Below are 22,248 nucleotides of genomic sequence, written 5' to 3'. Positions count from 1 at the left end.
CATCCTCTCTCAATGATCGGTGGACCGGCTCAGCGCTTCCCATTGGTCAATCTCGCTGGCAGCATTTTTCAGTTTGTCACGGACCAGACGCAAGGCGTCACTGCCCAATAGCAAATGGGCCGGTGGTGTCGGGCTGGCGATGATCTGCAGCATCGCTTGGGCAGCCTTTTGCGGGTCGCCGAGTTGCTTGCCGCTTTTCTCTTCGCGGGCTTTGCGGATCGGATCGAAACTGGCGTCATAGTCGGCAATGCTGCGCGCGGTGCGTTGCATCGAACGGCCCGCCCAATCCGTGCGGAACGAACCCGGTGCGACGGCAGTGACGAAGATGTTGAACGGCTGCAGCTCCTTGCTCAGGGTATCGGAGATCCCTTCGAGCGCAAATTTGCTACCGCAGTAGTAAGCGATGCCCGGCATGGTAATGGTGCCACCCATGGAGGTGATATTGAGGATGTGCCCCGCACGACGCTGGCGAAAGAAGGGCAGAAACGCTTTGATCACCGCCACCGCGCCGAACACGTTGACGTCGAATTGATGACGCATGTCTTGCAGCGGTGATTCTTCGCAAATGCCTTCGTGGCCATATCCGGCGTTGTTGACCAAAACGTCGACGGGACCGTGAGTGGCTTCGACCTGCATAACGACGCTGTCGATCCGCTCGAAATCAGTGACGTCCAGCACCACCCCGTAAGCGTTGTCCGGGGACAGTGCCTGGAAGTTTTTCAGGTCGGTTTCATTGCGCACAGTGCCGATGACACGGTGGCCGTTGGCAATGGCTTCATTGGCCAGCGCATGGCCGAAACCGCTGCTGACGCCGGTGATGAACAGGGTTTTAGCGTGAGTCATGTCGAGCTCCCATTGGGTCAGGTCTGAGTCCATGGTAGCGATCAGCAAACGGGGCACCTATGCCGGTTTATCTTCGAGCATTGCCTATTCCTATCGGGCGCTCTTGATGTTGAAAAAAAACGGCGGCAACGCAGCTACGCTCGCTCACCGTCGAACTTGCAGATCAGTGCCGTCAGAAACGCGCCAACCTATAGGGCTCGCCACTCGGCAATGCCGTTGCCGGGAAGGCGTACAGGCCCGCCATCCGCACCACCATCTCCGCCGTCACCGCCGCCTGCGTCAGCCCCAGATGCTGATGCCCAAAAGCAAGCAACACCTTGCCCCCGCACACCTGATCAATCACCGGTAATGAATCGGGCAATGACGGTCGAAAACCCATCCACGGCGTCGCTGCTTCAGCATTCAGATCCTGGCGAAACAAGCCCTGACTCAACCGGTGCAATTGCCACGCACGCTCCATGTTCGGTGGTTTCTCCAGTCCGGCGAATTCAACCGTGCCAGCCAGGCGCAACCCTTCGGACATTGGCGTCATGATGAATTTGCGCTCCAGCGAGGTCACGGGGAAGGGCAGTCGGTCGTGTTCCTGCGGCAGCATCAGGTGATAGCCGCGCTCGGTGTCCAGTGGGACTTTTTTGCCGGTGAGGGCTGCGGTGAGTTTTGCTGAATGTGCGCCGCAGGCGATCAGGACGCGGCTTGCAGTCAGGCCGCCATTGCCAGTGGTCAGCGTAACCCCGTGCTCCTGCACGTAGCCGCCCTGAACCTGTTGCTGGACAAAACTCACGCCGCTGGCCTTGGCCGCTTCGACCAGTTCGCACACCACGCGGAAGGGATCGATAAAGTGCCCGGTGCGTGGAAAGAACAAACCGCCCTGGATCTGTTCACTGAGTTGCGGCGCGGTTTCGCGGATGGCGCCGGCCTGCCAGTAATCGACCGGTACCTGCTGCTGATGCAGGCGAGCCTGTAATGCCTGGATGGCCTGACGCGATTCGGGGCGTTCGAACACCAGCAGCGAACCATCGATCTTCAGCAAGTCCGGCCTCTGGATGTCGGCGAGCAAGCGCTGCCAGGCGTCCAGGCTGTTTTCATTGAGCGCGCGCAAACCCGCCACGGTGTTCTGAAAAGACACCGGGCGCAGATTCAGCAGCAGGCGGGTGAACCATGGCAGGGCGCGCGGCAGGTATTTCCAGTCCAGTCGCAACGGCCCCATCGGGTCCATCAGCATGGCCGGCAGGCGCTTGAGGATGGACACGTCGGCAATCGGAAATACCTGCTCGGTCGCCAGATGCCCGGCGTTGCCGAACGAGGCGCCGTGGCCGGCTTGCTGCTGATCGATCACGACCACGCGCAACCCTTGGCGAGCCAGACGCAGTGCGCAGGCGACGCCGATGATGCCGGCGCCGACCACGGCGATGTCGTGGGAGCCGTTATTCGCCATGGTGCTGCGCTTCCCTTTGGCCATCGAGCAGACGGCGCAATTGCAGCGGATTGGCCTGTTTCAGTGCGGTAGGCAACAAGCTGTCCGGGAAGTCCTGATAGCACACCGGGCGCAGGAACCGCAGGATCGCCGCAGTACCGACCGAAGTCGTGCGGGCGTCGGAGGTGGCCGGGAAAGGCCCGCCATGCACCATCGCGTCACACACCTCGACGCCGGTTGGCCAGCCGTTGACCAGCAACCGGCCGGCCTTGCGTTCCAGCGTCGGCAGTAATGCACGCGCCTGTTGCAGGTCTTGGTCATCCAGATGCAGTGTCGCGGTCAATTGGCCCTCCAGATGTTCGGTCACCTGGCGAATTTCCGCTTCACTGCCGCATTGCACGATCAGCGCCGCCGCACCGAAGGCTTCGGCTTGCAGGCGCTGATCGGCGAGAAAGTCGGCGGCTTCGGTCACGAATACATGGGCCTGGCATTGATTCGGGCCGTTGCCGGTCTGACCGATGCCGGTGATGCGTGCAGCGGCATTTTCGGCCAGTGCATTCACGGCAGACTCGTAAGCGCTGAAGATGCCGGGTGTCAGCATCGTCTGCGCGGGGCTGCGTTGAATCACCTCGGCGGTGGCGGCGATGAACTTGTCCAACGCCGGTCCTTTCAAGGCAATCACCAAGCCCGGATTGGTGCAAAACTGGCCCGCGCCTAATGTCAGCGAAGCCACAAACCCTTCCGCCAATGCTTGCGTGCGTTTATCCAGCGCCGCCGGAAACAGCAACACCGGATTGATCGAACTCATTTCCGCGTACACCGGAATCGGCTCGGGCCGCGCTTGCGCCGCTTGCATCAGCGCCAGACCACCGCTACGCGAGCCGGTGAAACCCACTGCGTTAATCCGTGGATCCGTGACCAGCGCAATGCCCACTTCGCGGCCGGAACCGTACAGCAACGAGAACACGCCTTCCGGCAAACCACAGTTTTTTACCGCCCGAGCGACGGCGCGGCCGACCAGTTCGCTGGTGCCGGGATGCGCACTGTGCGCCTTGACGATCACTGGGCAACCGGCGGCCAGCGCCGATGCGGTGTCACCGCCGGCCACGGAGAACGCCAGCGGGAAATTGCTCGCGCCAAACACCGCGACCGGCCCCAGCGCGATCTGCCGTTGACGTAGATCGGCGCGCGGCAACGGCTGACGTTGCGGTTGCGCGCTATCGACACGCACATCCAGCCATTCACCGGCGCGGACCGTGCGAGCGAACATTCTCAATTGTTGGCAAGTACGCCCGCGTTCACCTAGCAGACGCGCGTGCGGCAGGCCGGTTTCGGCGTGGGCACGGTCGATCAGTTCATCGCCGAGGCCTTCGATTTCTTCGGCAATGGATTGCAGGAATTCAGCGCGGACATTCAGGGTTGTCTCGCGATAAACATCGAACGCTGCCCAGGCCAGCGCGCAGGCCTGTTCGACATGCTCGGCCGCTCCACCGGCGTACGCCGGTTCCAGCGTTTCATTCGTAGCCGGATTGATCCCGCGAATGGCGCTGCGATTGCCGGCAATCATGTGCTGCCCGATCAGCATGTGGCCCGTCAAAGTCATGGTGTCTTCCTGATAAAAAGAGGGAGGCCTGCCGCGAATCACAAGGCTTCGCGGCAGGTGAGGGGGACGTGATCAGGCGAAGTTCTGTTCCGCCGACCAGTTCTCGTACCAGTGACGGAACAGCGAATACTGCTTCTCGGCATACCGCCGCTGCGAGTCGCTCAACGCATCGGTTTCATTGAAATGCAGGGTGTATTCCTTGTCGCCGTTGAGCACCATCAGGTGCTTGTAATACAGCACCAGGTCGCAGCCTTCATCGAACGACGACAGCACCGCCAGCGCCGATTCCAGTTCCCGCGCCTGACGCCGGGCCTTGGCGTCACCTTTGGCCGCTTGCTTGCTCAGAGCGACCAGTTGCAGCACCTCGCGGGGCAGGGCGTTGCCGATACCGGTGATGGCGCCGGTGGCGTTGCAGTTGACGAAACCGTGTACCACTTGCGTGTCGACGCCGACCATCAAGGTCACGTCATCGTCCTTGGAGGTGATGTTTTCGGCGGCGTAACGCAGGTCGGCGCCACCGCCGAATTCCTTGAAGCCGATCAGGTTCGGGTACTCGCGGCGCAGTTCGAAGAACAGGTCAGCGCGGGTGGCAAAGCCGTAGTAAGGGCTGTTGTAGATCACCGCCGGCAAATTTGGCGCGGCTTGCAGAATCGCGGCGAAATGGGCCTTTTGCGCGGTGACCGAAGCGCCGCGAGACAGCACGCGGGGAATCACCATCAAACCCTGCGCGCCGACTTTCGCCGCATGGGCCGCGTGGGAAACCGCTTCGCGTGAGTTCACCGCGCCAGTGCCCACGATCGTCGGAATGCCTGCCGCGACCAGAAGCGCCACGCCTTCTTGACGCTCGGCTTCGGTCAGCAGCGGCCAGTCACCCATCGAGCCGCAATACACCACGGCGCTCATGCCGATATCGATCAACTCGCGACCCTTGGCCACCAAGGCATCGAAGTCCGGTTTGCGCTGGGCGGTGCACGGGGTCATCAGGGCCGGCATGCAACCGGTGAAGATGTTGTCGCTCATTGTTTTAACTCCTTGGCACATCATTCAAATTGAGGTGAAAAGTCAGCGTGGCGGTTCAGATGCCCCACGCGAACGGGTCTGCTTCGTCGATCAGCAAGGTGCTGTCGGCGGTCATGTAAGCGCGGCCGGTGATGTACGGGCGGATGCGTTCGCCTTGCCATTCGAAGCGACCTTCGAACTGGCTGCCGGTGATGCTTGCCTGCACCCAGGTTGCGCCGGGTTGCAGCTTGTCGTCGGCGGCCAGACAGGCGAGTTTGGCGCTGGTGCCGGTGCCGCACGGGGAGCGGTCGTAGGCTTTGCCGGGGCACATGACGAAGTTGCGGCTGTCGGCCTGATCGTCATCGGCGAACAGTTCGATGTGATCGATCACCGCGCCGTCCTCGCCGTAAATGCCTTGGTCTTCGAGGGCCTTGAGCATGGCCCAGGTGTACGCCGTGAGGTGTTCGACGTTGTCCATGGTCAGCGTCTGACCGTGCTCGGAAACGAGGAAAAACCAGTTGCCGCCGTAGGCGATGTCGCCCAACACGCGGCCGTAACCCGGCACATCCACCGGCACCTGTCGGCGATGGCGATAAGCGGGGACGTTGCCCAGGGTGACGGTTCCGTCGTCATGCAACGTGGCGCTGACCGGGCCGACCGGGGTGTCGATTTTGTGCTCGCCCGGTTCGATTTGCCCCAGGTACTGCAGCGAGTTGATCAGGCCGATGGTGCCGTGGCCGCACATGCCGAGGTAGCCGGCGTTGTTGAAGAAGATCACCCCGCAAGTGGCGTCCGCCGAGACCGGTTCGCAATACAACGCGCCGACCAGCACATCATTGCCGCGCGGTTCCAGCAGGCAGGCGCGGCGCCATTGATCATGTTGCGTGCGCAGCGCATCGCGCTTCTCGACCATGCTGGTGCCGGGCAGCTCGGGGAAGCCGTTCATTACCAGGCGCGTCGGTTCACCGCCGGTGTGGGAATCAATCACGTGTACTCGTTTCATGAACATGTCCCGTTGGATGATTTCAGTAGGCGCCGGCAGGGCGCGCAGAGACGGTCGAGGCGGGGGCAGCGATTTCGCTGTCCTCGTCGTCCTCTTCCAGGCGCAGCAGATGCGCCGGTACACCGGTCGCCGCGCCCCAGTAGTAAATGCCGGTGGCACACGCCGCGACGACAAGGGTGTCGAATGGATGGGCAAGGATGCCGAGGCCACCGAAGGTGCCGAGTTTCGACAGCACGATGGTCACCGCGTAGAAGGCGATCAGCCACGCCGAGGAACGCACTTGGCTGGCCAGATTCAGGTGAGCGGTTGGTACAAATCGACCGCAGAGCAGGTAGACCACGAACATCAGGATCTGCAGACCGAGCAGCCACGACACGGTGCTCCAGCCCGACCAGTAGACGATCAGCGCGGCGATGATGAACGACACCGGGCCGAGCACGCCCATGCACTTGACCCGGAACGGCCGTGGCATGTCCGGCGCATTGCGGCGCAGCGCAGCCACCGACACCGGCGCCACGGCGTAGCTCAACACCAGCGCAGCGGAGACCACGTTGATCAGCGCCTCCCACGAAGGGAACGGCAACGTCCAGAACACCGACAGGGCGAAGGTCAGCCACAGCGCCGGGCGCGGGATGCCGGACTTTTCATCGATGTGGGTGAAGACCTTGAAGAAGGTCCCGGTCTGCGCCCAGCCATAGATCACTCGCGGGGTCGCGTTCATGTAGATGTTGCCGCAGCCGCTCGGCGAGATCACCGCGTCGGCGACCACCAGATACGCCAGCCAGCCCACGCCCAGCGCCAGCGCGATGTCGCGATACGGCAGGGCAAATTCCTTGCTGATTCCGGCCCAGCCGTTGGCGAGCATTTCCGTCGGGATGCTGCCGAGAAAGGCCATTTGCAGCAGCACGTAAATCAGTGTCGACAGCAGCACCGAGAGGATCAACGCAATGGGAATGGTGCGCTGCGGATTCTTCACTTCACTGGCCACCGAGATGATCGGCGTCAGGCCCAGATACGCGAAAATGATGCCACCCGCCGACACGGCCATCTCGACGCCGGACAGGCCAAACGGGGCAAAGCCTTGCACCTCGAAGTTGGCCGGTTTGAAGAAGGTGAACAGCACCCCGATCACCAGCAACGGCACGATGAATTTGAACACGCTGACCAGATTGTTGGCCTTGGCGAAGGTTTTCACGCTGCGGTAGTTGAGCAGGAAGAACACGCACAACAGCCCGAACTGCACCAGCCAGCCGAGAATCGTCGGATCGCCGGTGCCAGCTTTGGACAGGCCGGGAAACCACGCCGCTGCGTATTGGCGCGAAGCGACCACTTCGATGGCGACCAGACTGGAAAACGCAATCAGGGTGATGAAGCCCATCAAGTAGCCGAGCAGCGGCCCGTGGGAGTAAACCGGATAACGCACCACGCCGCCGGCACGCGGCAGTGCAGCGCCGAGTTCGCAATAGACGATGCCCAGCAACAACACGGCGAAGCCGCCCAGCAGCCAGGAAAAAATCCCCGCCGGGCCGGCAATGGCGGACACATGACTGGCCGCGAACAACCAGCCGGAACCGAAGATCGCCCCCAGCCCGATAAATGTGAGGTCGATCAGTGAAAGCTGTTTTTTGAACTTGCCTTGGCCTGACATGGCATCGCCTTCTTGTGAGTTATTGGATAGGCAGTTGTGTCACTGGGACGGCCAGACTTTGAACTCATCGACCTCGCGGCGATTGATGTTTTTTGCTGGCTTCGATGACGAAATCAGCACAATGACGCCGATAAAATATGGCCCTCGACACGCCGCGAACGATGCTGCAATCTGCGGGCGAACGGCGCATGGCGGACATTTGGTCTGTCCACGTTACGAGGGGAATCTTTGATGCAGCAGGCGTTTTCGATCCTGGCTCAAGGCATGAATGGCCAGCGTCCGCAGACACTGGAGGAACTCTTGGCCGGCGCGGCGCTGCTGTTGCCGATGCTTGATGTGATCCCCAATGCGGCGATTTTCATCAAGGATGTGCAGGCCCGTTACGTGCTTGCCAACCGCACGCTGGTGCAGCGCTGTGGCTTGAAGGATTTGCGTCCGTTACTGGGCAAGACCAGCGCGCAGGTGTTTCCGGCGCAACTCGGGCCGGGCTACACCGAGCAGGATCGCAAGGTGCTGGAGGAGGGTTTTGTGCTGGAGGATCAGCTCGAACTGCATCTGTACGGCAGCCGCGAACCGGGGTGGTGCCTGACGCACAAGCAGCCACTGTATAACCGTGACGGGGTGATTATCGGTCTGGCGGGGATTTCGGTGGATCTGCAATCGGCCAGTGAAACCCACCCGGCATTCGAGCGGCTGGCGGCTGTCGATGAGCATATTCGCGCGAATTTCAATCGCCGCGTGACCCTCGGTGAACTGACCCGCATCGCTGGCATTTCCGTGGCGCAACTGGAGCGTTACTGCAAACGGGTATTCCACCTGACGCCACGACAGATGATCCAGAAAGTACGCCTGGAGCACGCGCATCGATTGCTGCACACCGACCTGCCGATAACGGACGTGGCGCTGCAATGCGGCTACACCGATCACAGCGCGTTCACGCGCCAGTTCAAGGCGTCGACCGGGTTTACCCCACGCGAGTATCGGCAGGCCACTTCACCCTGATCAAGTGACCATTGAAGATCAATGCAGGCGCTGCCGAACCTTCGGCAACTCCTGCGTCGGCCTGGGCCGACCTGCGGTGCTTGTCAGGAAAATCCTACAGGAGTACAAATGTACTCCATGACGAACCTGACTCCCCGCCGTACTGCCATTCTGACTTTTATCCGCGATCGAATCGCCGAACACGGTCAGCCCCCAAGCCTCGCTGAAATCAGCGAGGCTTTTGGTTTTGCCTCGCGCAGCGTGGCGCGCAAGCATGTACTCGCGCTCACCGAAGCCGGTTTTATCGAGGTCAATCCGCATCAGGCCCGTGGCATTCGCCTGCTCGGGCAGCCGGCGCGCCCGGAATTGCTCGACATTCCCGTGCTCGGCCGCGTCGCTGCCGGTGCGCCGATTGGCGCCGATGCCGACATCCATAGCCGCTTGCTGCTCGACCCGGTGCTGTTCTCCCGTACGCCCGATTACATGCTGCGGGTGCAGGGCGATTCGATGATCGAGGACGGCATTCTCGACGGCGATCTGGTCGGCGTGAAGCGCAATCCCGAGGCGCTCAACGGCCAGATCGTCGTAGCGCGCCTCGACGGTGAAGTCACCATCAAACGTTTCGAACGGCTGGGCGATGCAGTGCGCCTGTTGCCGCGCAACCCGGCGTATCAGCCGATTGTCGTGCGTGACGATCAGGATCTGGCCATCGAAGGGGTGTTTTGCGGTCTGGTGAGGCAAGGCTGATGGGCGCCGTCGTTGCGTTGGATACGCTGTTCAATGGCGGCCAGGTCTGGAAAGGCCGGCCTGCGCCACCGGCCGCCAGCCCGCAGCCGACCGGCCACGCCGCGCTGGACGCGGCACTGCCCAGCGGTGGCTGGCCGGAAGCGGCGTTGAGCGAAATCCTCCTGGCCGGTCCCGGTGTCGGCGAACTGCAGCTGGTCTGGCCGACGCTGGCGCGGTTGTCGGCGGCGGGCGAGCGCATCGTGCTGGTGGCGCCGCCGTTCGTGCCGTACCCGCAGGCGTGGGCAAGCGCCGGGGTCGATCTGCGCCAGTTGTCGGTGATCCAGGCCACCGAGCGCGATGCCTTGTGGGCGGCGGAACAATGTTTACGTTCGGGCAGTTGCGGCGCGGTGCTGTGCTGGCCGCACAAGGCTGATGATCGCGCGTTGCGCCGTTTGCAGGTGGCGGCGGAAACCGGTCAGACCCTGGCGTTTGCCTGGCGCCCGTTGAGCGAAGCGATCAACCCGTCACCGGCGGCGTTACGCATTGCCATCGACGCCAGACCTGCACAGTTGCGCGTACTCAAGTGCCGTGGCGGGCTGGCGCGTACGGCACCGATTGCCTTTGCTGTGGGGCACTGAGGTCAGCATGCGCTGGGTGTGTATCCTGTTTCCGCAATTGGCCCTGGACGCCGTGCTGCGTCAGCGTCCCGATCCCGATGAACCGTTGGTGCTGCTTAACGGACCGGCCCAGCGCCGGGTGTTGCAAGCGGTCAACCCGGCGGCGCGCAAGCTTGGTTTGCGCGCAGGCCAGTCGATGACCGCTGCGCAGGCGATGAGCAAAGGCTTTGCCACGGCTGATTACGAGGCCGCCGAGGTCGAACACTGGCAGCAGTTTCTCGCTGCGTGGGCCTACCGTTTCAGTTCGCAGGTCAGCGTGCATTACCCGCGTACCGTGGTGTTCGAGATCGAATCCAGCCTGGGTCTGTTCGGTTCGTGGGCGCAGTTCGAAGCACGACTGCGCCGGGAACTGACCGACCTGGGCTTCCGCCATCGCATCGTCGCGGCACCGAATCCCGTGGCGGCGCGGGTGCTGGCCAACGCCTATGACGGCTTGGTGGTGCCGGACGGCGAGGCCTTGCAGCATCATCTCGGTCAGTTGCCGGTCGACCGCGTCGGTCTGGAACCCGCAGTGGCCACGGCGTTATCACGTATGGGCCTGCGCAATCTCAGTCAGGTGCAGAGCCTGCCGCGTCAGGCGCTGGCCCGGCGCTTCGAAGCGCAGATGCTCAAGCATCTCGACACGCTGTTCGGCGCGCGGCCATTGGCGCTGGCGTTTTACCTGCCGCCGGATCGTTTCGACGTACGCATCGAACTCAACTTTGACGTGCAGTCCCATCAGGCACTGCTGTTCCCGTTACGCCGTTTGACCGGCGATCTGTCGGCGTTCCTCTGCGGGCGTGACAGCGGCGTGCAGCGTTTCGATCTGCACCTGGAACACGCCGGGCTGCCGGACAGCATCATCAAGGTCGGCCTGCTCAGCGCCGAACGTGATCCGGCGATGCTCTTCGAACTGGCCCGTGGCCGGCTGGAACAAGTGCAAGTCGAGGCGCCCGTGCGCGGCTTTCGTCTGCGCGCCGAGGACCTGCCGAGTTTCGTGCCGCAGTTTCAGCAACTGTTCGACGACCGTCCGCAGCAGACCTTGCCGTGGGAGCAGTTGCGCGAACGCCTGCGTGCGCGCTTGGGCGATGACGCGGTGCAGGGGTTGCGTTTTCAGGCCGATCATCGTCCCGAGTGCGCGTGGCAGCACGGCGTTGATAAACAACGCTGCGCAGGCTTGCCGAACGTGCATCGTCCGGGCTGGTTGCTCGGCGAGCCACAAAGCGTGGCGGAAGGTTCGGCGCGGATTCTCATGGGCCCGGAGCGCATCGAGTCCGGCTGGTGGGACGGTGACGACGTGCGTCGCGATTATTACCTGATCCAGAACCGCGCCGGTCAGCAGGGCTGGGCTTATCGGGCGGTGGGTGAGGGCGGTCCGCTGTGGCTGCAGGGCTGGTTTGCATGAACGACGGTTATGCCGAACTGCACTGCCTGTCGAACTTCAGTTTTCAACGCGGTGCGTCCAGTGCGCTGGAACTGTTCCAGCGCGCAAAAAAGCACGGCTATCAGGCACTGGCGATCACCGATGAATGCACGCTGGCCGGGATCGTTCGGGCCTGGCAAGCGGCGAAATCGGTGGAGCTGCCGCTGGTCATCGGCAGCGAAGTGCGTATCGAAAACGGCCCGAAACTGGTGCTGCTGGTGGAGAATCTGGCGGGCTATCAAGCGCTGTGCGGCCTGATCACCCGCGCCCGACGGCGCACGCAGAAAGGCCAGTATCAGGTGCTGCGCGAAGACTTCGCCGAGCCGTTGCCGGGGTTGCTGGTGTTGTGGGTGCCGGACTCGCTTGATGATGTGGAGGAGGGTCGTTGGCTGCAGCAGACCTTTGGCGAACGGTTGTGGCTGGCAGTGCAATTGCATCGTGGCCAGGACGATCAGCAGCGGTTGGCGGCATTGTTGGGGCTGGCCGCCGAGTTGCTGATTCCTGCCGTGGCCAGCGGCGATGTGCACATGCATGCCCGTGGCCGGCGTGCCTTGCAGGACACCATGACTGCGATCCGTCATCACGTGCCGGTGGCCGAGGCGGGGTTACGTTTGCACCCCAATGGCGAACGGCATTTACGCAGTGTCGAGGTCGTGCGCGAGTTGTATCCGCAGGCCTTGCTCGATGAGTCGGTGAGCCTGGCCCGGCGCTGCACCTTCGATCTGGGCGAGTTGCGTTATCAGTATCCGAAAGAACTGGTGCCGGAAGGGCACAGCGCCAGTTCCTGGCTACGGCATCTGACCGAAGAAGGCATTGCCTGGCGCTGGCCACAGGGGCCGCAAGGCAAAGTGCTCAAGCAGATCGACGATGAACTGAAGCTGATCGCCGAACTCGGTTACGAAAGCTACTTTCTCACCGTGCACGATGTGGTGCACTTCGCCCGTGAGCAGAAGATTCTGTGTCAGGGGCGTGGCTCTGCGGCTAACTCGGCGGTGTGTTTTGCCTTGGGCATCACCGAAATCGACCCGGATCGCACCACGCTGCTGTTCGAACGCTTCATGTCCAAGGAGCGCAACGAGCCGCCGGACATCGACGTCGACTTCGAGCACGAGCGCCGCGAAGAAGTCCTGCAATACGTGTTTCGCCGTTACGGCCGTGGTCGTGCGGCGCTGACGGCGGTGGTCAGCACCTACCACGCTGCCGGCGCGGTGCGCGACGTGGCCAAGGCCTTGGGCCTGCCGCCGGATCAGATCAACGCACTGGCTGATTGCTGCGGCCACTGGAGCGATGAAACACCGCCGGTCGCTCGTTTGCTCGAAGGCGGTTTCGACCCGGACAGCCCGGTGCTGCGCCGGGTGCTGAGCCTGACCGGGCAGTTGATCGGTTTCCCCCGGCACCTGTCGCAGCATCCCGGCGGCTTTGTGATTTCCGAGCAGCCGCTGGACACGCTGGTGCCGGTGGAGAACGCCGCCATGGCCGAGCGCACGATCATTCAGTGGGACAAGGATGACCTCGATGCAGTCGGCCTGCTCAAGGTGGATATTCTCGCCCTCGGCATGCTCAGCGCGATTCGCCGCTGCTTCGACCTGCTGCGCCACCATCGCAATCTGGATCTGAGCCTGGCGACGATTCCAGCCGAAGACAAACCGACCTACGACATGATCAGCCGCGCCGACACCATCGGCGTGTTCCAGATCGAGTCGCGGGCGCAGATGTCGATGCTGCCGCGCCTGAGACCGGCGAAGTTCTACGATCTGGTGATTGAGGTGGCCATCGTCCGCCCGGGACCGATTCAGGGCGGGATGGTGCATCCGTATCTGCGTCGCCGGAACAAGGAAGAAGAGGAAACCTACCCGTCACCAGAACTCAAGGTTGTTCTGGAAAGAACCCTCGGCGTGCCGCTGTTTCAGGAACAGGTGATGCAGATCGCCATCGTCGCCGCCGATTACAGCCCCGGCGAGGCTGATCAGTTGCGTCGCTCGATGGCTGCGTGGAAACGCCACGGTGGACTGGAACCGCACAAGGAACGCCTCGCCGCCGGCATGAAGAAGAACGGCTACACGCCGGAGTTCGCCGCGCAGATTTTCGAGCAGATCAAAGGCTTCGGCAGCTACGGTTTTCCCGAGTCCCACGCCGCCAGTTTTGCCTTGCTGACTTACGCCAGTTGCTGGCTCAAGTGCCACGAACCGGCGGCGTTCGCCTGCGCGTTGATCAATAGCTGGCCAATGGGCTTCTACAGCCCGGACCAGATTCTCCAGGATGCGCGCCGCCATCAGTTGCAGATCCGCCCGGTCGACGTGCGCGCCAGTGACTGGGATTGCAGCCTGGAAACCACCACGACGGCGCAACCGGCGATTCGCATGGGTCTGCGGATGATCAAGGGTTTTCGCGAGGACGATGCCCGGCGCATCGAAGCGGCGCGCGCGCGCGGGGCATTTGCCGATGTCGCCGACCTGGGCGAGCGGGCGGCGCTCGACAGTCGGGCGCAGGCGTTGCTCGCCGATTCCGGGGCGTTGCGTGGCCTGGCCGGACATCGGCATCGGGCGCGCTGGGAAGTCGCCGGGGTGCAGAAACAGCTGGGCCTGTTTGCCGGGTTGCCGAGTCAGGAGGAGCCGGAGGTGGTACTACCCAAACCCAGCGTTGGCGAGGATCTGCACGCCGATTACAGCACCGTCGGCACCACGTTGGGGCCGCATCCGCTGGCACTGTTGCGCGGCGAACTCAAAGCCCGGCGCTGCCGCAGTTCGCAGGAGTTGCTTGAAGTCGAACATGGCCGACCGGTGAGCATCGCCGGGCTGGTGACGGGACGGCAACGACCGGGTACCGCCAGTGGCGTGACCTTCGTGACGCTGGAAGACGAGTTCGGCAACGTCAACGTGGTGGTCTGGCGGGATCTGGCCGAGCGTCAACGGCAAGTGCTGGTGGGCTCGCAACTGCTGAAAGTCGACGGCCGCTGGGAGCGCGAAGGCGAAGTGCGCCACCTGATCGCCGGCCGCCTGAGCGACCTCAGCCCGCTGCTCAATGGCATCCGCGTGCAGAGCCGCGATTTCCATTAGCGCGCCCTGATCTGATCGTTCCCACGCTCTGCGTGGTAACGCCTCCCGTGACGCTCCGCGTCACAGCGGACGCGGAGCGTTCGTGGCTGCATTCCCACGCAGAGCGTGGGAACGATCAAGTCCGGAACAGCCAATTCACTGGCGTCAAAAAAAACCTGTCACGAATGATGGCACTTTGTCATAATGCCGCCCCTTTTCAGCTCCGGCTGCGCATTGTCGTGCCGGGACATCCCCGTTTTTCAAAGGAATACTCAGTGAGAATGATCTCCCGGATGCTGGTCTCAGGCGTCGCGATTGCTGTGCTTGGCACGATGGCTGGCACACTCTCAGGTTGCGCGACCGAAAGCTCGCGCGCCTTGCCGGTGGCCAAGGTTGAAAGCGCCACACAAGTCTGGACCGGCGTTCGTGTGCCGATGGCCGTGGGCAAGTTCGACAACCGCTCCAGCTATATGCGCGGGATTTTCTCCGACGGCGTCGACCGTCTCGGCGGTCAGGCCAAGACCATCCTGATCACCCATTTGCAGCAGACCAACCGCTTCAGCGTGCTGGATCGCGACAACATGGGCGAAATCCAGCAGGAAGCGGCGATCAAGGGCCAGGCTCAGCGTCTGAAAGGTGCTGATTACGTGGTGACCGGCGACGTCACCGAGTTTGGCCGCAAAGAGACCGGCGATCACCAACTGTTCGGCATCCTCGGCCGTGGCAAGACTCAGGTGGCCTACGCCAAGGTCAACCTGAATATCGTCAATATCAGCACCTCCGAAGTGGTCTATTCGACCCAGGGCGCCGGCGAATACGCCTTGTCCAACCGCGAAATCATCGGTTTCGGCGGCACCGCTGCCTACGACTCCACCCTCAACGGCAAAGTACTGGATCTGGCCATGCGCGAGGCGATCAATCGTCTGGTCGATGGCATGAACGCCGGTGCCTGGAAACCGGGCAACTGATCGACGCCCATTGCAAGGAGCAACACCCATGAATCTGACTTTGTCGCGCGCGCTGATGGCGCTGACGCTGGCCGCCAGCGCCTTGTTGGCCGGTTGTGCCTCCGGCCCGCAAACCCTGTACCAGTGGGAAGGTTACGAGCCCCAGGTCTACGAATACTTCAAAGGCGAAGAGCCGAAAGAAGCCCAGGCCGAAGCGCTGGAACGTGACCTGCAGAAAATCCGCTCCACTGGCAAGGCTGTACCGCCGGGTTACCACGCGCACCTTGGCCTGCTCTATCTGAGCATGGGCAAGGACGACCAGATGGTGCAGCAGTTCAAAACCGAGAAAACCCTGTTCCCCGAGTCTGGGACGTACATGGATTTCCTGCTCAAAAACGCCAAGACCGGAGACGCGAAATGATCGCGCGCACCTTGAAACTGCTGGTCGCCGGTCTGGCCCTGACCGTGCTGGGTGGCTGCGTTGCGCCCAAGACCGTGGATTACTCGGCCTACAAACAGGCGCGGCCGAAAACCATTCTGGTGCTGCCTCCGCTGAACACTTCGCCGGATGTGAAGGCGTCCTACAGCCTGTTGTCGCAGGTGACCTTCCCACTGGCCGAAGCCGGTTACTACGTGCTGCCGATTGCGCTGGTTGATGAGACGTTCCGCCAGAACGGTCTGAGCACCCCGGACGACATCCACCAGGCACCGCCAGGCAAATTGAAGGAAATCTTCGGTGCGGACGCTGCGCTGTACATCACCGTGACCGAATACGGTACGCGCTACATGGTGATCAGCAGCGAAACAGCAGTGACCGCGACGGCGAAACTGGTCGACCTGAAAAGTGGCACGACGCTGTGGACCGGTTCGGCCCGGGCGTCGAGCGAAGAGGGCGGCAATAGCAATGCCGGCGGTATCGTCGGCATGCTGATCTCGGCGGCAGTGAAGCAGATCATCAACAGCTCCACCGATGCCGGCTACCCGATTGCCGGTGTGGCGAGCAATCGTCTGCTCTCGGCCGGACACCGGGCAGGCCTGCTATACGGCCCGCGCTCGCCGAAGTACGGCACTGACTGAGCCCGGTAAGATCTTTCCCACGCACTGCGTGGGAAAGATCAAATGTACGCGTGAGCCTGCTCACCGCCCCCTCCCGGCACATATGTCCTGCTTGCAACGAGCAGACAAGTAGCGCGACGCCGCCTCGATGGCTGATCCGCACTCAACGTGCAATCAAGACCCTGCATCTCGAAGCCGAAGGCTATATCCTGCGTGGCACTCAGTTGCTCGACGTTAAAGGAGTGCCCAAATGACCGAAAAGAAACCGGAAACCACGGTCGACCGCGTCTACCAAGGGGTTTACGAGGCGATCAGCAAGCGTTCGTTGCGCCCGGGGATGAAACTGGGTGAGGCCTCGCTGGCCGAATTATTCAATGTCAGCCGCACGTCGGTGCGCGCGGCATTGAAGCAATTGGAGGCCGATGGACTGGTCACCACCGAGCCGAATAAAGGGGCATCGGTGTCGCTGCCGAGCAATGAAGAGCTCCGCTCGCTGTTTGAAACCCGCCGGCTGATCGAGATCGGCATCGTTACCGAACTGTGCCGGCGCAAGGACAGCGCGGCGATGCAGGATTTGCGCGAACACCTGCTGCTGGAAGATGAAGCCCACGCGGCGGGCGATCACGAACGGCTGATCCATCTGCTCGGTGAGTTCCACATCAAACTGGCGTGCAGCCTGAATAACCCGGTGCTGCTCGACTGGTTCCAGAAACTGATCTCCCGCGCTTCGCTGTACGCTGCAGCGCTGGACGACGACAGCCATGAAGTCTGCCGCGACAACGAACACCTGCGCCTGATCGAATACATCGAGGCCGGCAATCAGAGCGCCGCCATCGAGCTGACCTGCACGCATCTGAACGGCATCGAGAAGGCCATTCTCGACGCCGCCGCCAAAATGAAAACCGGCTACCACCCGCTCAAGCACCTGATCGGGGTTTAGGTTCCGGGCGCGGATGAAATCGGCTATATATCATATGAAACCAATGCGACTGGAGGCGCTCGAAACAGACGGGCGTCGCGTCGTTATGGCGTCGCGATTTATCGGGCAATCACAACAGGACACTGAGTCAGTCGATGCAGTTTTTATCCGATAGCCATGGTTGTGACGGCTGGAAAGGCGAAATGGCCGGGCGCATCAGTGCGTTCGACTGGAGCCATACTGAACTCGGTCCGCTGAACAGCTGGCCGGCCAGCCTGTGCAGCGCGGTGCAACTGATGCTGGCGTCGCCGCTGCCGATGGTCATGCTCTGGGGCTATGCCGGGTACATGATCTACAACGATGCCTATTCGAAATTTGCCGGTGGTCGGCACCCGTATCTACTCGGTGCGCCGGTGGAGCTGGGCTGGCCGGAAGTCGCCGATTTCAACCGGCATGTGGTCGATACCTGCCTGGCCGGCGGCACCTTGTCGTTTCGCAATAAAGAGTTGGTGCTGTTGCGCGATGGCGTCCCCGAAGACGTCTGGATGGACCTGTATTACAGCCCGGTGGCCAATGATGACGGCAAGCCGGCCGGGGTGATGGCGATGGTGGTGGAAACCACCGAGTTCATGCACTCCGAACGCCGGCGGCAGGAAGCTGAAAGCGCTTACCGCGCCGACAACGAGCGGGTGCGTCTGGCGTTGAATGCCGGGGCCTTGCTCGGCTCGTTTGTCTGGGACGTGAAAAACAACACGTTGTCGGCAGACGAGCGATTCGCTCGCACGTTCTCCTATCCGCCGGATCAGGACCTCAGCGACCTCCCGCAGGACATCGCCGAGTCGCGCATTCATCCCGATGACGCCGCCTGGGTGCAGGAGCGGGTCGTCCATTCCGTGCAGACCGGTGAACCGTATAACGCCGAATATCGCGTGCGGCGCAGTGACGGCAGTTATTCCTGGGTGTTGGCCAGTGGCGCCTGTGAGTTCGACGAACACGGTGCGCCGTTGCGCTTTCCCGGCGTGCTGATCGACATTCATGAACGCAAGATTGCCGAAGAATCCCTGCTCAAATTTACCCGCAACCTCGAACAGCGCGTGGGCGAAGAGGTCGAGGCGCGGCTGGCGGCTGAAGAGCAGTTGCGCCAGTCACAGAAGCTTGAAGCGATTGGTGGCCTGACCGGCGGCGTCGCCCACGATTTCAATAATCTGTTGCAAGTGATCGCCGGCAATCTGCATCTGCTCGCGCGCCATGAACCGAACAATGCCAACGTGCAGCGCCGCGTCAGCGCCTCGCTGGCAGCGGTCGAACGCGGCGCCAAGCTGTCCTCGCAATTGCTTGCGTTCGCCCGGCGCCAGCCTTTGTCGCCGGCGGTGTGCAACCCGCAGCAGATTTTCGAAGGTGTCGGCGAATTACTGCAGCGTGCGCTGGGTGAAACCATTCAGATCGACGTGCAACTGCCGCAAAAGCCGTGGCACATCAACGTCGACCGCAACCAGTTGGAAAACGCCATTCTCAACCTGGCGATCAATGCTCGCGATGCGATGAAGGGCGAAGGCACCATTGCGCTCAGCGCTGCCAACGTGCGGCTCGAACGCGAGTTCTGTGCCGGTAAAGGCATCGTTCCCGGTGAGTTTGTCCGCGTCGCGGTCAGTGACTCCGGCGCCGGCATCCCGCCAGAGATTCTCGAGCAAGTGTTTGAGCCGTTCTTCACCACCAAGGCTGACGGTCAGGGCACCGGGCTGGGCTTGAGCATGGTGTTTGGCTTCGTCAAACAGAGCGGCGGGCATGTCGAGATCACCAGCACCCTCGGCGAGGGCACGCGGGTGCAGTTGTACTTCCCGCGCAGTCTGCGGCCGATCCTTGATGAGGCGCCCAGTCTGCAAAGGCAGCAGAGCGGCGGCCACGAAACGATTCTGGTGGTCGAGGACAATGACGCCGTGCGCGCTTCGGCGGTCGAATTGTTGCGCGAGGAGGGTTATCGCGTGCTGACCGCCGGTCATGGCGATGCGGCCATGCAAATGCTCCTCGAAGGTGTCGAGGTGGACCTGATCTTCACTGACGTGGTCATGCCGGGGCTGATCAAAAGCTCCGACCTGTTCGCTTGGGCCAAGGTGCAGACACCGCCGGTGGCGGTGCTGTTCACCTCCGGGCACACCCGCGACATCATTTCACGCAATCACCAGTTAAGCCCTGACACGCACTTGCTTGGCAAACCGTACAGCCCGGAGGCCATGTTGCAGATGATTCGGGTGGTGCTCGGTAGCTGAGCGTAGAACATTCCTTCACCAAGGCAGGTCGATGACTTCCAAACGCACCTCCAAAGCGCCCACCGGCATGGTCCGGGTACGTGGCGCCCGTGAACACAACCTGAAGAACGTTGATGTCGACATTCCCCGCGATGCGCTGGTGGTGTTCACCGGGGTGTCCGGGTCTGGCAAGTCGTCACTGGCGTTCTCGACCTTGTATGCCGAAGCCCAGCGCCGTTACTTTGAGTCGGTGGCGCCGTACGCGCGACGGCTGATCGATCAGGTCGGCGTGCCGGATGTCGACTCCATCGAAGGCCTGCCGCCGGCCGTGGCCCTGCAACAGCAACGCGGCACGCCGAGTACGCGCTCATCAGTGGGCAGCGTGACCACGCTGTCGAGCCTGATCCGCATGCTCTATTCGCGCGCCGGCAGTTATCCGCCGGGGCAACCGATGTTGTATGCCGAGGACTTCTCGCCGAACACCCCGCAAGGCGCGTGCCCCGAATGCCATGGCCTCGGCCGGGTGTACGAGGTCACCGAAGCGCTGATGGTGCCGGACCCGAACCTGACCATCCGCCAGCGCGCGGTGGCGTCCTGGCCGCTGGCGTGGCAGGGGCAGAACCTGCGCGACATCCTCGTGACCATGGGCATCGACGTCGACATCCCGTGGAAAAAACTGCCGAAAAAGCAGCGCGACTGGATTCTCTTCACCGAAGAAACCCCGACCGTGCCGGTGTACGCCGGGCTGACCCCGGAAGAAACCCGCGTCGCCCTCAAACGCAAGATGGAGCCTAGTTACCAGGGCACCTTCACCGGCGCCCGGCGCTACATTCTCCACACGTTTACTCACTCGCAAAGTGCGCTGATGAAAAAGCGCGTTTCGCAGTTCATGCTCGGCAGTTCTTGTCCGTTATGCGATGGCAAACGCCTGAAACGTGAAGCGTTGTCGGTGACATTTGCCGGGTATGACATCGGTGAGCTGTCGCAGATGCCATTGCTGCAAGTGGCCGAGGTGCTGCGGCCGGTGGCGGCGGCCAGCTACCTCGAACACGCTGAAGAAACCGGCGAGACCTTAAGTCACGCGCAAACCCGCGAGGCCCGCCAGCAACGCGTGGCCCACGGCGCCAGCGGCCACGGCAGCGCGCCAGACGTGCGCCACACGCCAAACCTGTCGCTGGAGAAACGCCTGGCGGCGCAGCGCATCGCCGAGGATCTGCTGGAGCGGGTCAGCACCCTGACCGATCTGGGCCTCGGTTATCTGGCGCTGGAGCGCAGCACCCCGACGCTGTCGTCCGGTGAGTTGCAGCGCTTGCGCTTGGCGACGCAACTGGGTTCGCAATTGTTCGGGGTGATCTACGTGCTCGACGAACCCTCCGCCGGTTTGCACCCGGCCGATGGCGAGGCGTTGTTCGAGGCGTTGCAGCGCTTGAAGGCAGACGGCAACACGCTGTTTGTGGTCGAGCACGACGTAGAAACCATGCGCCGCGCCGACTGGCTGATCGACGTCGGCCCGGCGGCGGGCGAGCAGGGTGGGCAGGTGCTGTACAGCGGCCCGCCGGCTGGTCTGGCCGAGATCGAGCAATCGCAGACGCGGGCTTATCTGTTTGCCGAGTCGCAGCGCCAGGCACGCACCGCGCGCAAACCGACGGCGTGGCTGAAACTTGATGGCATCACCCGCAACAACCTGAATAACCTCAGCGCCGAATTTCCACTGGGTTGCTTCACCTCGGTGACTGGCGTGTCCGGCTCGGGCAAGTCGAGTCTGGTCAGTCAGGCCCTGCTGGAACTGGTCGGCGCGCAGTTGGGGCGGCCAACGGTGGACAGCGAGCCGGAAGAGCTCAGCCTCGAGGACGACGCGCCGCAGATCAGCAGCGGCCAGGTGACGTCGGGGCTGGAGTCGATCAAGCGACTGGTGCAGGTCGACCAGAAACCCATCGGCCGCACGCCACGCTCCAATCTGGCCACTTACACAGGGTTGTTCGATAACGTGCGCAAGCTCTACGCCGCGACCGACGCGGCACGAGCCGCTGGGTACGACGCCGGGCAGTTTTCCTTCAACGTCGCCAAGGGCCGTTGCGCCACCTGCGAGGGTGAAGGCTTTGTCAGTGTCGAGTTGTTATTCATGCCCAGTGTTTATGCGCCGTGCCCAACTTGTCATGGCGCGCGCTACAACCCGCAGACCCTGGCGATTCTCTGGGAGGGTTTGAGCATTGCGCAGGTGCTGCAATTGACCGTCGAGGAAGCGGTGACGGTGTTTGCCGAGCAAGCGGGGATTCGCCGGTCACTGGAAGTGCTGCGCGATATTGGCCTGGGTTACCTGCGCCTGGGTCAACCGGCCACGGAGTTGTCCGGTGGCGAAGCGCAGCGGATCAAACTGGCCACCGAGTTGCAGCGCAATCAGCGCGGCGCGACCTTGTATGTGTTGGACGAGCCGACCACCGGGCTGCATCCGCGTGATGTCGATCGGCTGCTGGAACAGCTGGATACACTGGTGACGGCGGGGCACACGGTGATTGTCGTTGAGCACGAAATGCGCGTGGTCGCGCAGAGTGACTGGGTGATCGACATCGGGCCGGGCGCGGGGGATCAGGGTGGTCGAATCGTGGTGGCGGGCACACCGCAGAAGGTTGCGGCGAGCAAGAAGAGCAAAACCGCGCCGTTTCTGGCCCGGGCCTTGAGCCGGTAATTGCGGCGTTCCGACTGGCACCATCAAGCGGGCGGCGAAGTTTTGAACGTTGGCGCGGGCCAG

General features: G+C 62.5%; 17 protein-coding genes. 11 read left to right on the top strand and 6 right to left on the bottom strand.

Annotated features, from left to right (window positions below):
* Positions 1-9: 9 nt before the first annotated feature.
* The 6 genes from AB4O01_RS07645 to AB4O01_RS07620 all read right to left on the bottom strand — a co-directional run bounded on the left by AB4O01_RS07645 (position 10) and on the right by AB4O01_RS07620 (position 7,510).
* Positions 10-843, bottom strand: a complete 834-nt coding sequence (locus AB4O01_RS07645) for an oxidoreductase (RefSeq protein WP_186624522.1) — start codon at positions 841-843, stop codon at positions 10-12.
* Between the two features lie 172 nt (positions 844-1,015).
* Positions 1,016-2,278, bottom strand: coding sequence for an NAD(P)/FAD-dependent oxidoreductase (locus AB4O01_RS07640; protein WP_460091194.1), 1,263 nt, complete (start codon positions 2,276-2,278; stop codon positions 1,016-1,018).
* A complete protein-coding gene (locus tag AB4O01_RS07635) occupies positions 2,268-3,860 on the bottom strand; it encodes an aldehyde dehydrogenase (NADP(+)) (protein WP_460091193.1) in 1,593 nt (530 codons plus the stop codon). The genes AB4O01_RS07640 and AB4O01_RS07635 overlap by 11 nt, the downstream gene beginning before the upstream one ends.
* A 72-nt stretch (positions 3,861-3,932) precedes the next feature.
* Entirely contained in the window at positions 3,933-4,880 is a 948-nt protein-coding gene (locus tag AB4O01_RS07630) for a dihydrodipicolinate synthase family protein (protein ID WP_460091191.1), read from the bottom strand.
* A 55-nt stretch (positions 4,881-4,935) separates the two neighbouring features.
* A complete protein-coding gene (locus tag AB4O01_RS07625; protein ID WP_460091190.1) occupies positions 4,936-5,862 on the bottom strand; it encodes a 4-hydroxyproline epimerase in 927 nt (308 codons plus the stop codon).
* Between the two features lie 22 nt (positions 5,863-5,884).
* Positions 5,885-7,510 carry an APC family permease gene (locus AB4O01_RS07620; RefSeq protein WP_095047859.1) on the bottom strand — a complete coding sequence of 542 codons (1,626 nt, stop codon included), beginning with the start codon at positions 7,508-7,510 and terminating at the stop codon, positions 5,885-5,887.
* Between the two features lie 231 nt (positions 7,511-7,741).
* Here AB4O01_RS07620 and AB4O01_RS07615 point away from each other — a divergent pair, with 231 nt between their 5' ends.
* The 11 genes from AB4O01_RS07615 to AB4O01_RS07565 all read left to right on the top strand — a co-directional run bounded on the left by AB4O01_RS07615 (position 7,742) and on the right by AB4O01_RS07565 (position 22,185).
* The gene (locus tag AB4O01_RS07615; protein WP_093430807.1) at positions 7,742-8,512 is read left to right on the top strand and encodes an AraC family transcriptional regulator; all 771 of its coding nucleotides are present in this window, start codon (positions 7,742-7,744) and stop codon (positions 8,510-8,512) included.
* 108 nt (positions 8,513-8,620) lie between these two features.
* Complete coding sequence (gene lexA / locus AB4O01_RS07610; protein WP_116254867.1) at positions 8,621-9,238, top strand: transcriptional repressor LexA; 618 nt, start codon at positions 8,621-8,623, stop codon at positions 9,236-9,238.
* A complete protein-coding gene (gene imuA, locus AB4O01_RS07605) occupies positions 9,238-9,855 on the top strand; it encodes a translesion DNA synthesis-associated protein ImuA (RefSeq protein ID WP_093430813.1) in 618 nt (205 codons plus the stop codon). The genes lexA and imuA overlap by 1 nt, the downstream gene beginning before the upstream one ends.
* 7 nt (positions 9,856-9,862) lie before the next feature.
* Positions 9,863-11,278: a Y-family DNA polymerase gene (locus AB4O01_RS07600; protein WP_220556363.1), complete on the top strand. Its 1,416-nt coding sequence runs from the start codon at positions 9,863-9,865 to the stop codon at positions 11,276-11,278.
* Complete coding sequence (locus tag AB4O01_RS07595; RefSeq protein WP_460091189.1) at positions 11,254-14,352, top strand: error-prone DNA polymerase; 3,099 nt, start codon at positions 11,254-11,256, stop codon at positions 14,350-14,352. Before AB4O01_RS07600 ends, AB4O01_RS07595 begins: the two co-directional genes overlap by 25 nt.
* A gap of 260 nt (positions 14,353-14,612) precedes the next feature.
* The gene (locus AB4O01_RS07590; RefSeq protein WP_176470095.1) at positions 14,613-15,299 is read left to right on the top strand and encodes a CsgG/HfaB family protein; all 687 of its coding nucleotides are present in this window, start codon (positions 14,613-14,615) and stop codon (positions 15,297-15,299) included.
* A 28-nt stretch (positions 15,300-15,327) separates the two neighbouring features.
* Complete coding sequence (locus tag AB4O01_RS07585) at positions 15,328-15,699, top strand: DUF4810 domain-containing protein (RefSeq protein WP_093430820.1); 372 nt, start codon at positions 15,328-15,330, stop codon at positions 15,697-15,699.
* Positions 15,696-16,355: a DUF799 domain-containing protein gene (locus tag AB4O01_RS07580; protein ID WP_093430822.1), complete on the top strand. Its 660-nt coding sequence runs from the start codon at positions 15,696-15,698 to the stop codon at positions 16,353-16,355. Before AB4O01_RS07585 ends, AB4O01_RS07580 begins: the two co-directional genes overlap by 4 nt.
* A 229-nt stretch (positions 16,356-16,584) precedes the next feature.
* Positions 16,585-17,274 (top strand): GntR family transcriptional regulator, encoded by a 690-nt coding sequence (locus AB4O01_RS07575; protein WP_095047854.1) that lies wholly within the window; start codon positions 16,585-16,587, stop codon positions 17,272-17,274.
* A 134-nt stretch (positions 17,275-17,408) separates the two neighbouring features.
* Entirely contained in the window at positions 17,409-19,520 is a 2,112-nt protein-coding gene (locus AB4O01_RS07570; RefSeq protein WP_258708352.1) for a hybrid sensor histidine kinase/response regulator, read from the top strand.
* 31 nt (positions 19,521-19,551) lie between these two features.
* On the top strand, positions 19,552-22,185 hold the full coding sequence (locus AB4O01_RS07565; protein ID WP_460091187.1) for an excinuclease ABC subunit UvrA: 2,634 nt from the start codon (positions 19,552-19,554) through the stop codon (positions 22,183-22,185).
* Positions 22,186-22,248 lie beyond the last annotated feature (63 nt).

Source organism: Pseudomonas sp. S2_E02, assembly GCF_054668355.1.
Note: the sequence above shows the minus strand (reverse complement) of the source record. Positions and strands in the feature narration are given on the sequence as shown.

Coding starts and splice junctions, on each gene's coding strand:
- AB4O01_RS07600 (WP_220556363.1), top strand. CDS start 9,863: ATGCGCTGGGTGTGTATCCTGTTTCCGCAATTGGCCCTGGACGCCGTG.
- AB4O01_RS07630 (WP_460091191.1), bottom strand. CDS start 4,880: ATGAGCGACAACATCTTCACCGGTTGCATGCCGGCCCTGATGACCCCG.
- imuA (WP_093430813.1), top strand. CDS start 9,238: ATGGGCGCCGTCGTTGCGTTGGATACGCTGTTCAATGGCGGCCAGGTC.
- AB4O01_RS07615 (WP_093430807.1), top strand. CDS start 7,742: ATGCAGCAGGCGTTTTCGATCCTGGCTCAAGGCATGAATGGCCAGCGT.
- AB4O01_RS07570 (WP_258708352.1), top strand. CDS start 17,409: ATGCAGTTTTTATCCGATAGCCATGGTTGTGACGGCTGGAAAGGCGAA.
- lexA (WP_116254867.1), top strand. CDS start 8,621: ATGTACTCCATGACGAACCTGACTCCCCGCCGTACTGCCATTCTGACT.
- AB4O01_RS07635 (WP_460091193.1), bottom strand. CDS start 3,860: ATGACTTTGACGGGCCACATGCTGATCGGGCAGCACATGATTGCCGGC.
- AB4O01_RS07565 (WP_460091187.1), top strand. CDS start 19,552: ATGACTTCCAAACGCACCTCCAAAGCGCCCACCGGCATGGTCCGGGTA.
- AB4O01_RS07575 (WP_095047854.1), top strand. CDS start 16,585: ATGACCGAAAAGAAACCGGAAACCACGGTCGACCGCGTCTACCAAGGG.
- AB4O01_RS07640 (WP_460091194.1), bottom strand. CDS start 2,278: ATGGCGAATAACGGCTCCCACGACATCGCCGTGGTCGGCGCCGGCATC.
- AB4O01_RS07590 (WP_176470095.1), top strand. CDS start 14,613: ATGATCTCCCGGATGCTGGTCTCAGGCGTCGCGATTGCTGTGCTTGGC.
- AB4O01_RS07625 (WP_460091190.1), bottom strand. CDS start 5,862: ATGAAACGAGTACACGTGATTGATTCCCACACCGGCGGTGAACCGACG.
- AB4O01_RS07580 (WP_093430822.1), top strand. CDS start 15,696: ATGATCGCGCGCACCTTGAAACTGCTGGTCGCCGGTCTGGCCCTGACC.
- AB4O01_RS07645 (WP_186624522.1), bottom strand. CDS start 843: ATGACTCACGCTAAAACCCTGTTCATCACCGGCGTCAGCAGCGGTTTC.
- AB4O01_RS07620 (WP_095047859.1), bottom strand. CDS start 7,510: ATGTCAGGCCAAGGCAAGTTCAAAAAACAGCTTTCACTGATCGACCTC.
- AB4O01_RS07585 (WP_093430820.1), top strand. CDS start 15,328: ATGAATCTGACTTTGTCGCGCGCGCTGATGGCGCTGACGCTGGCCGCC.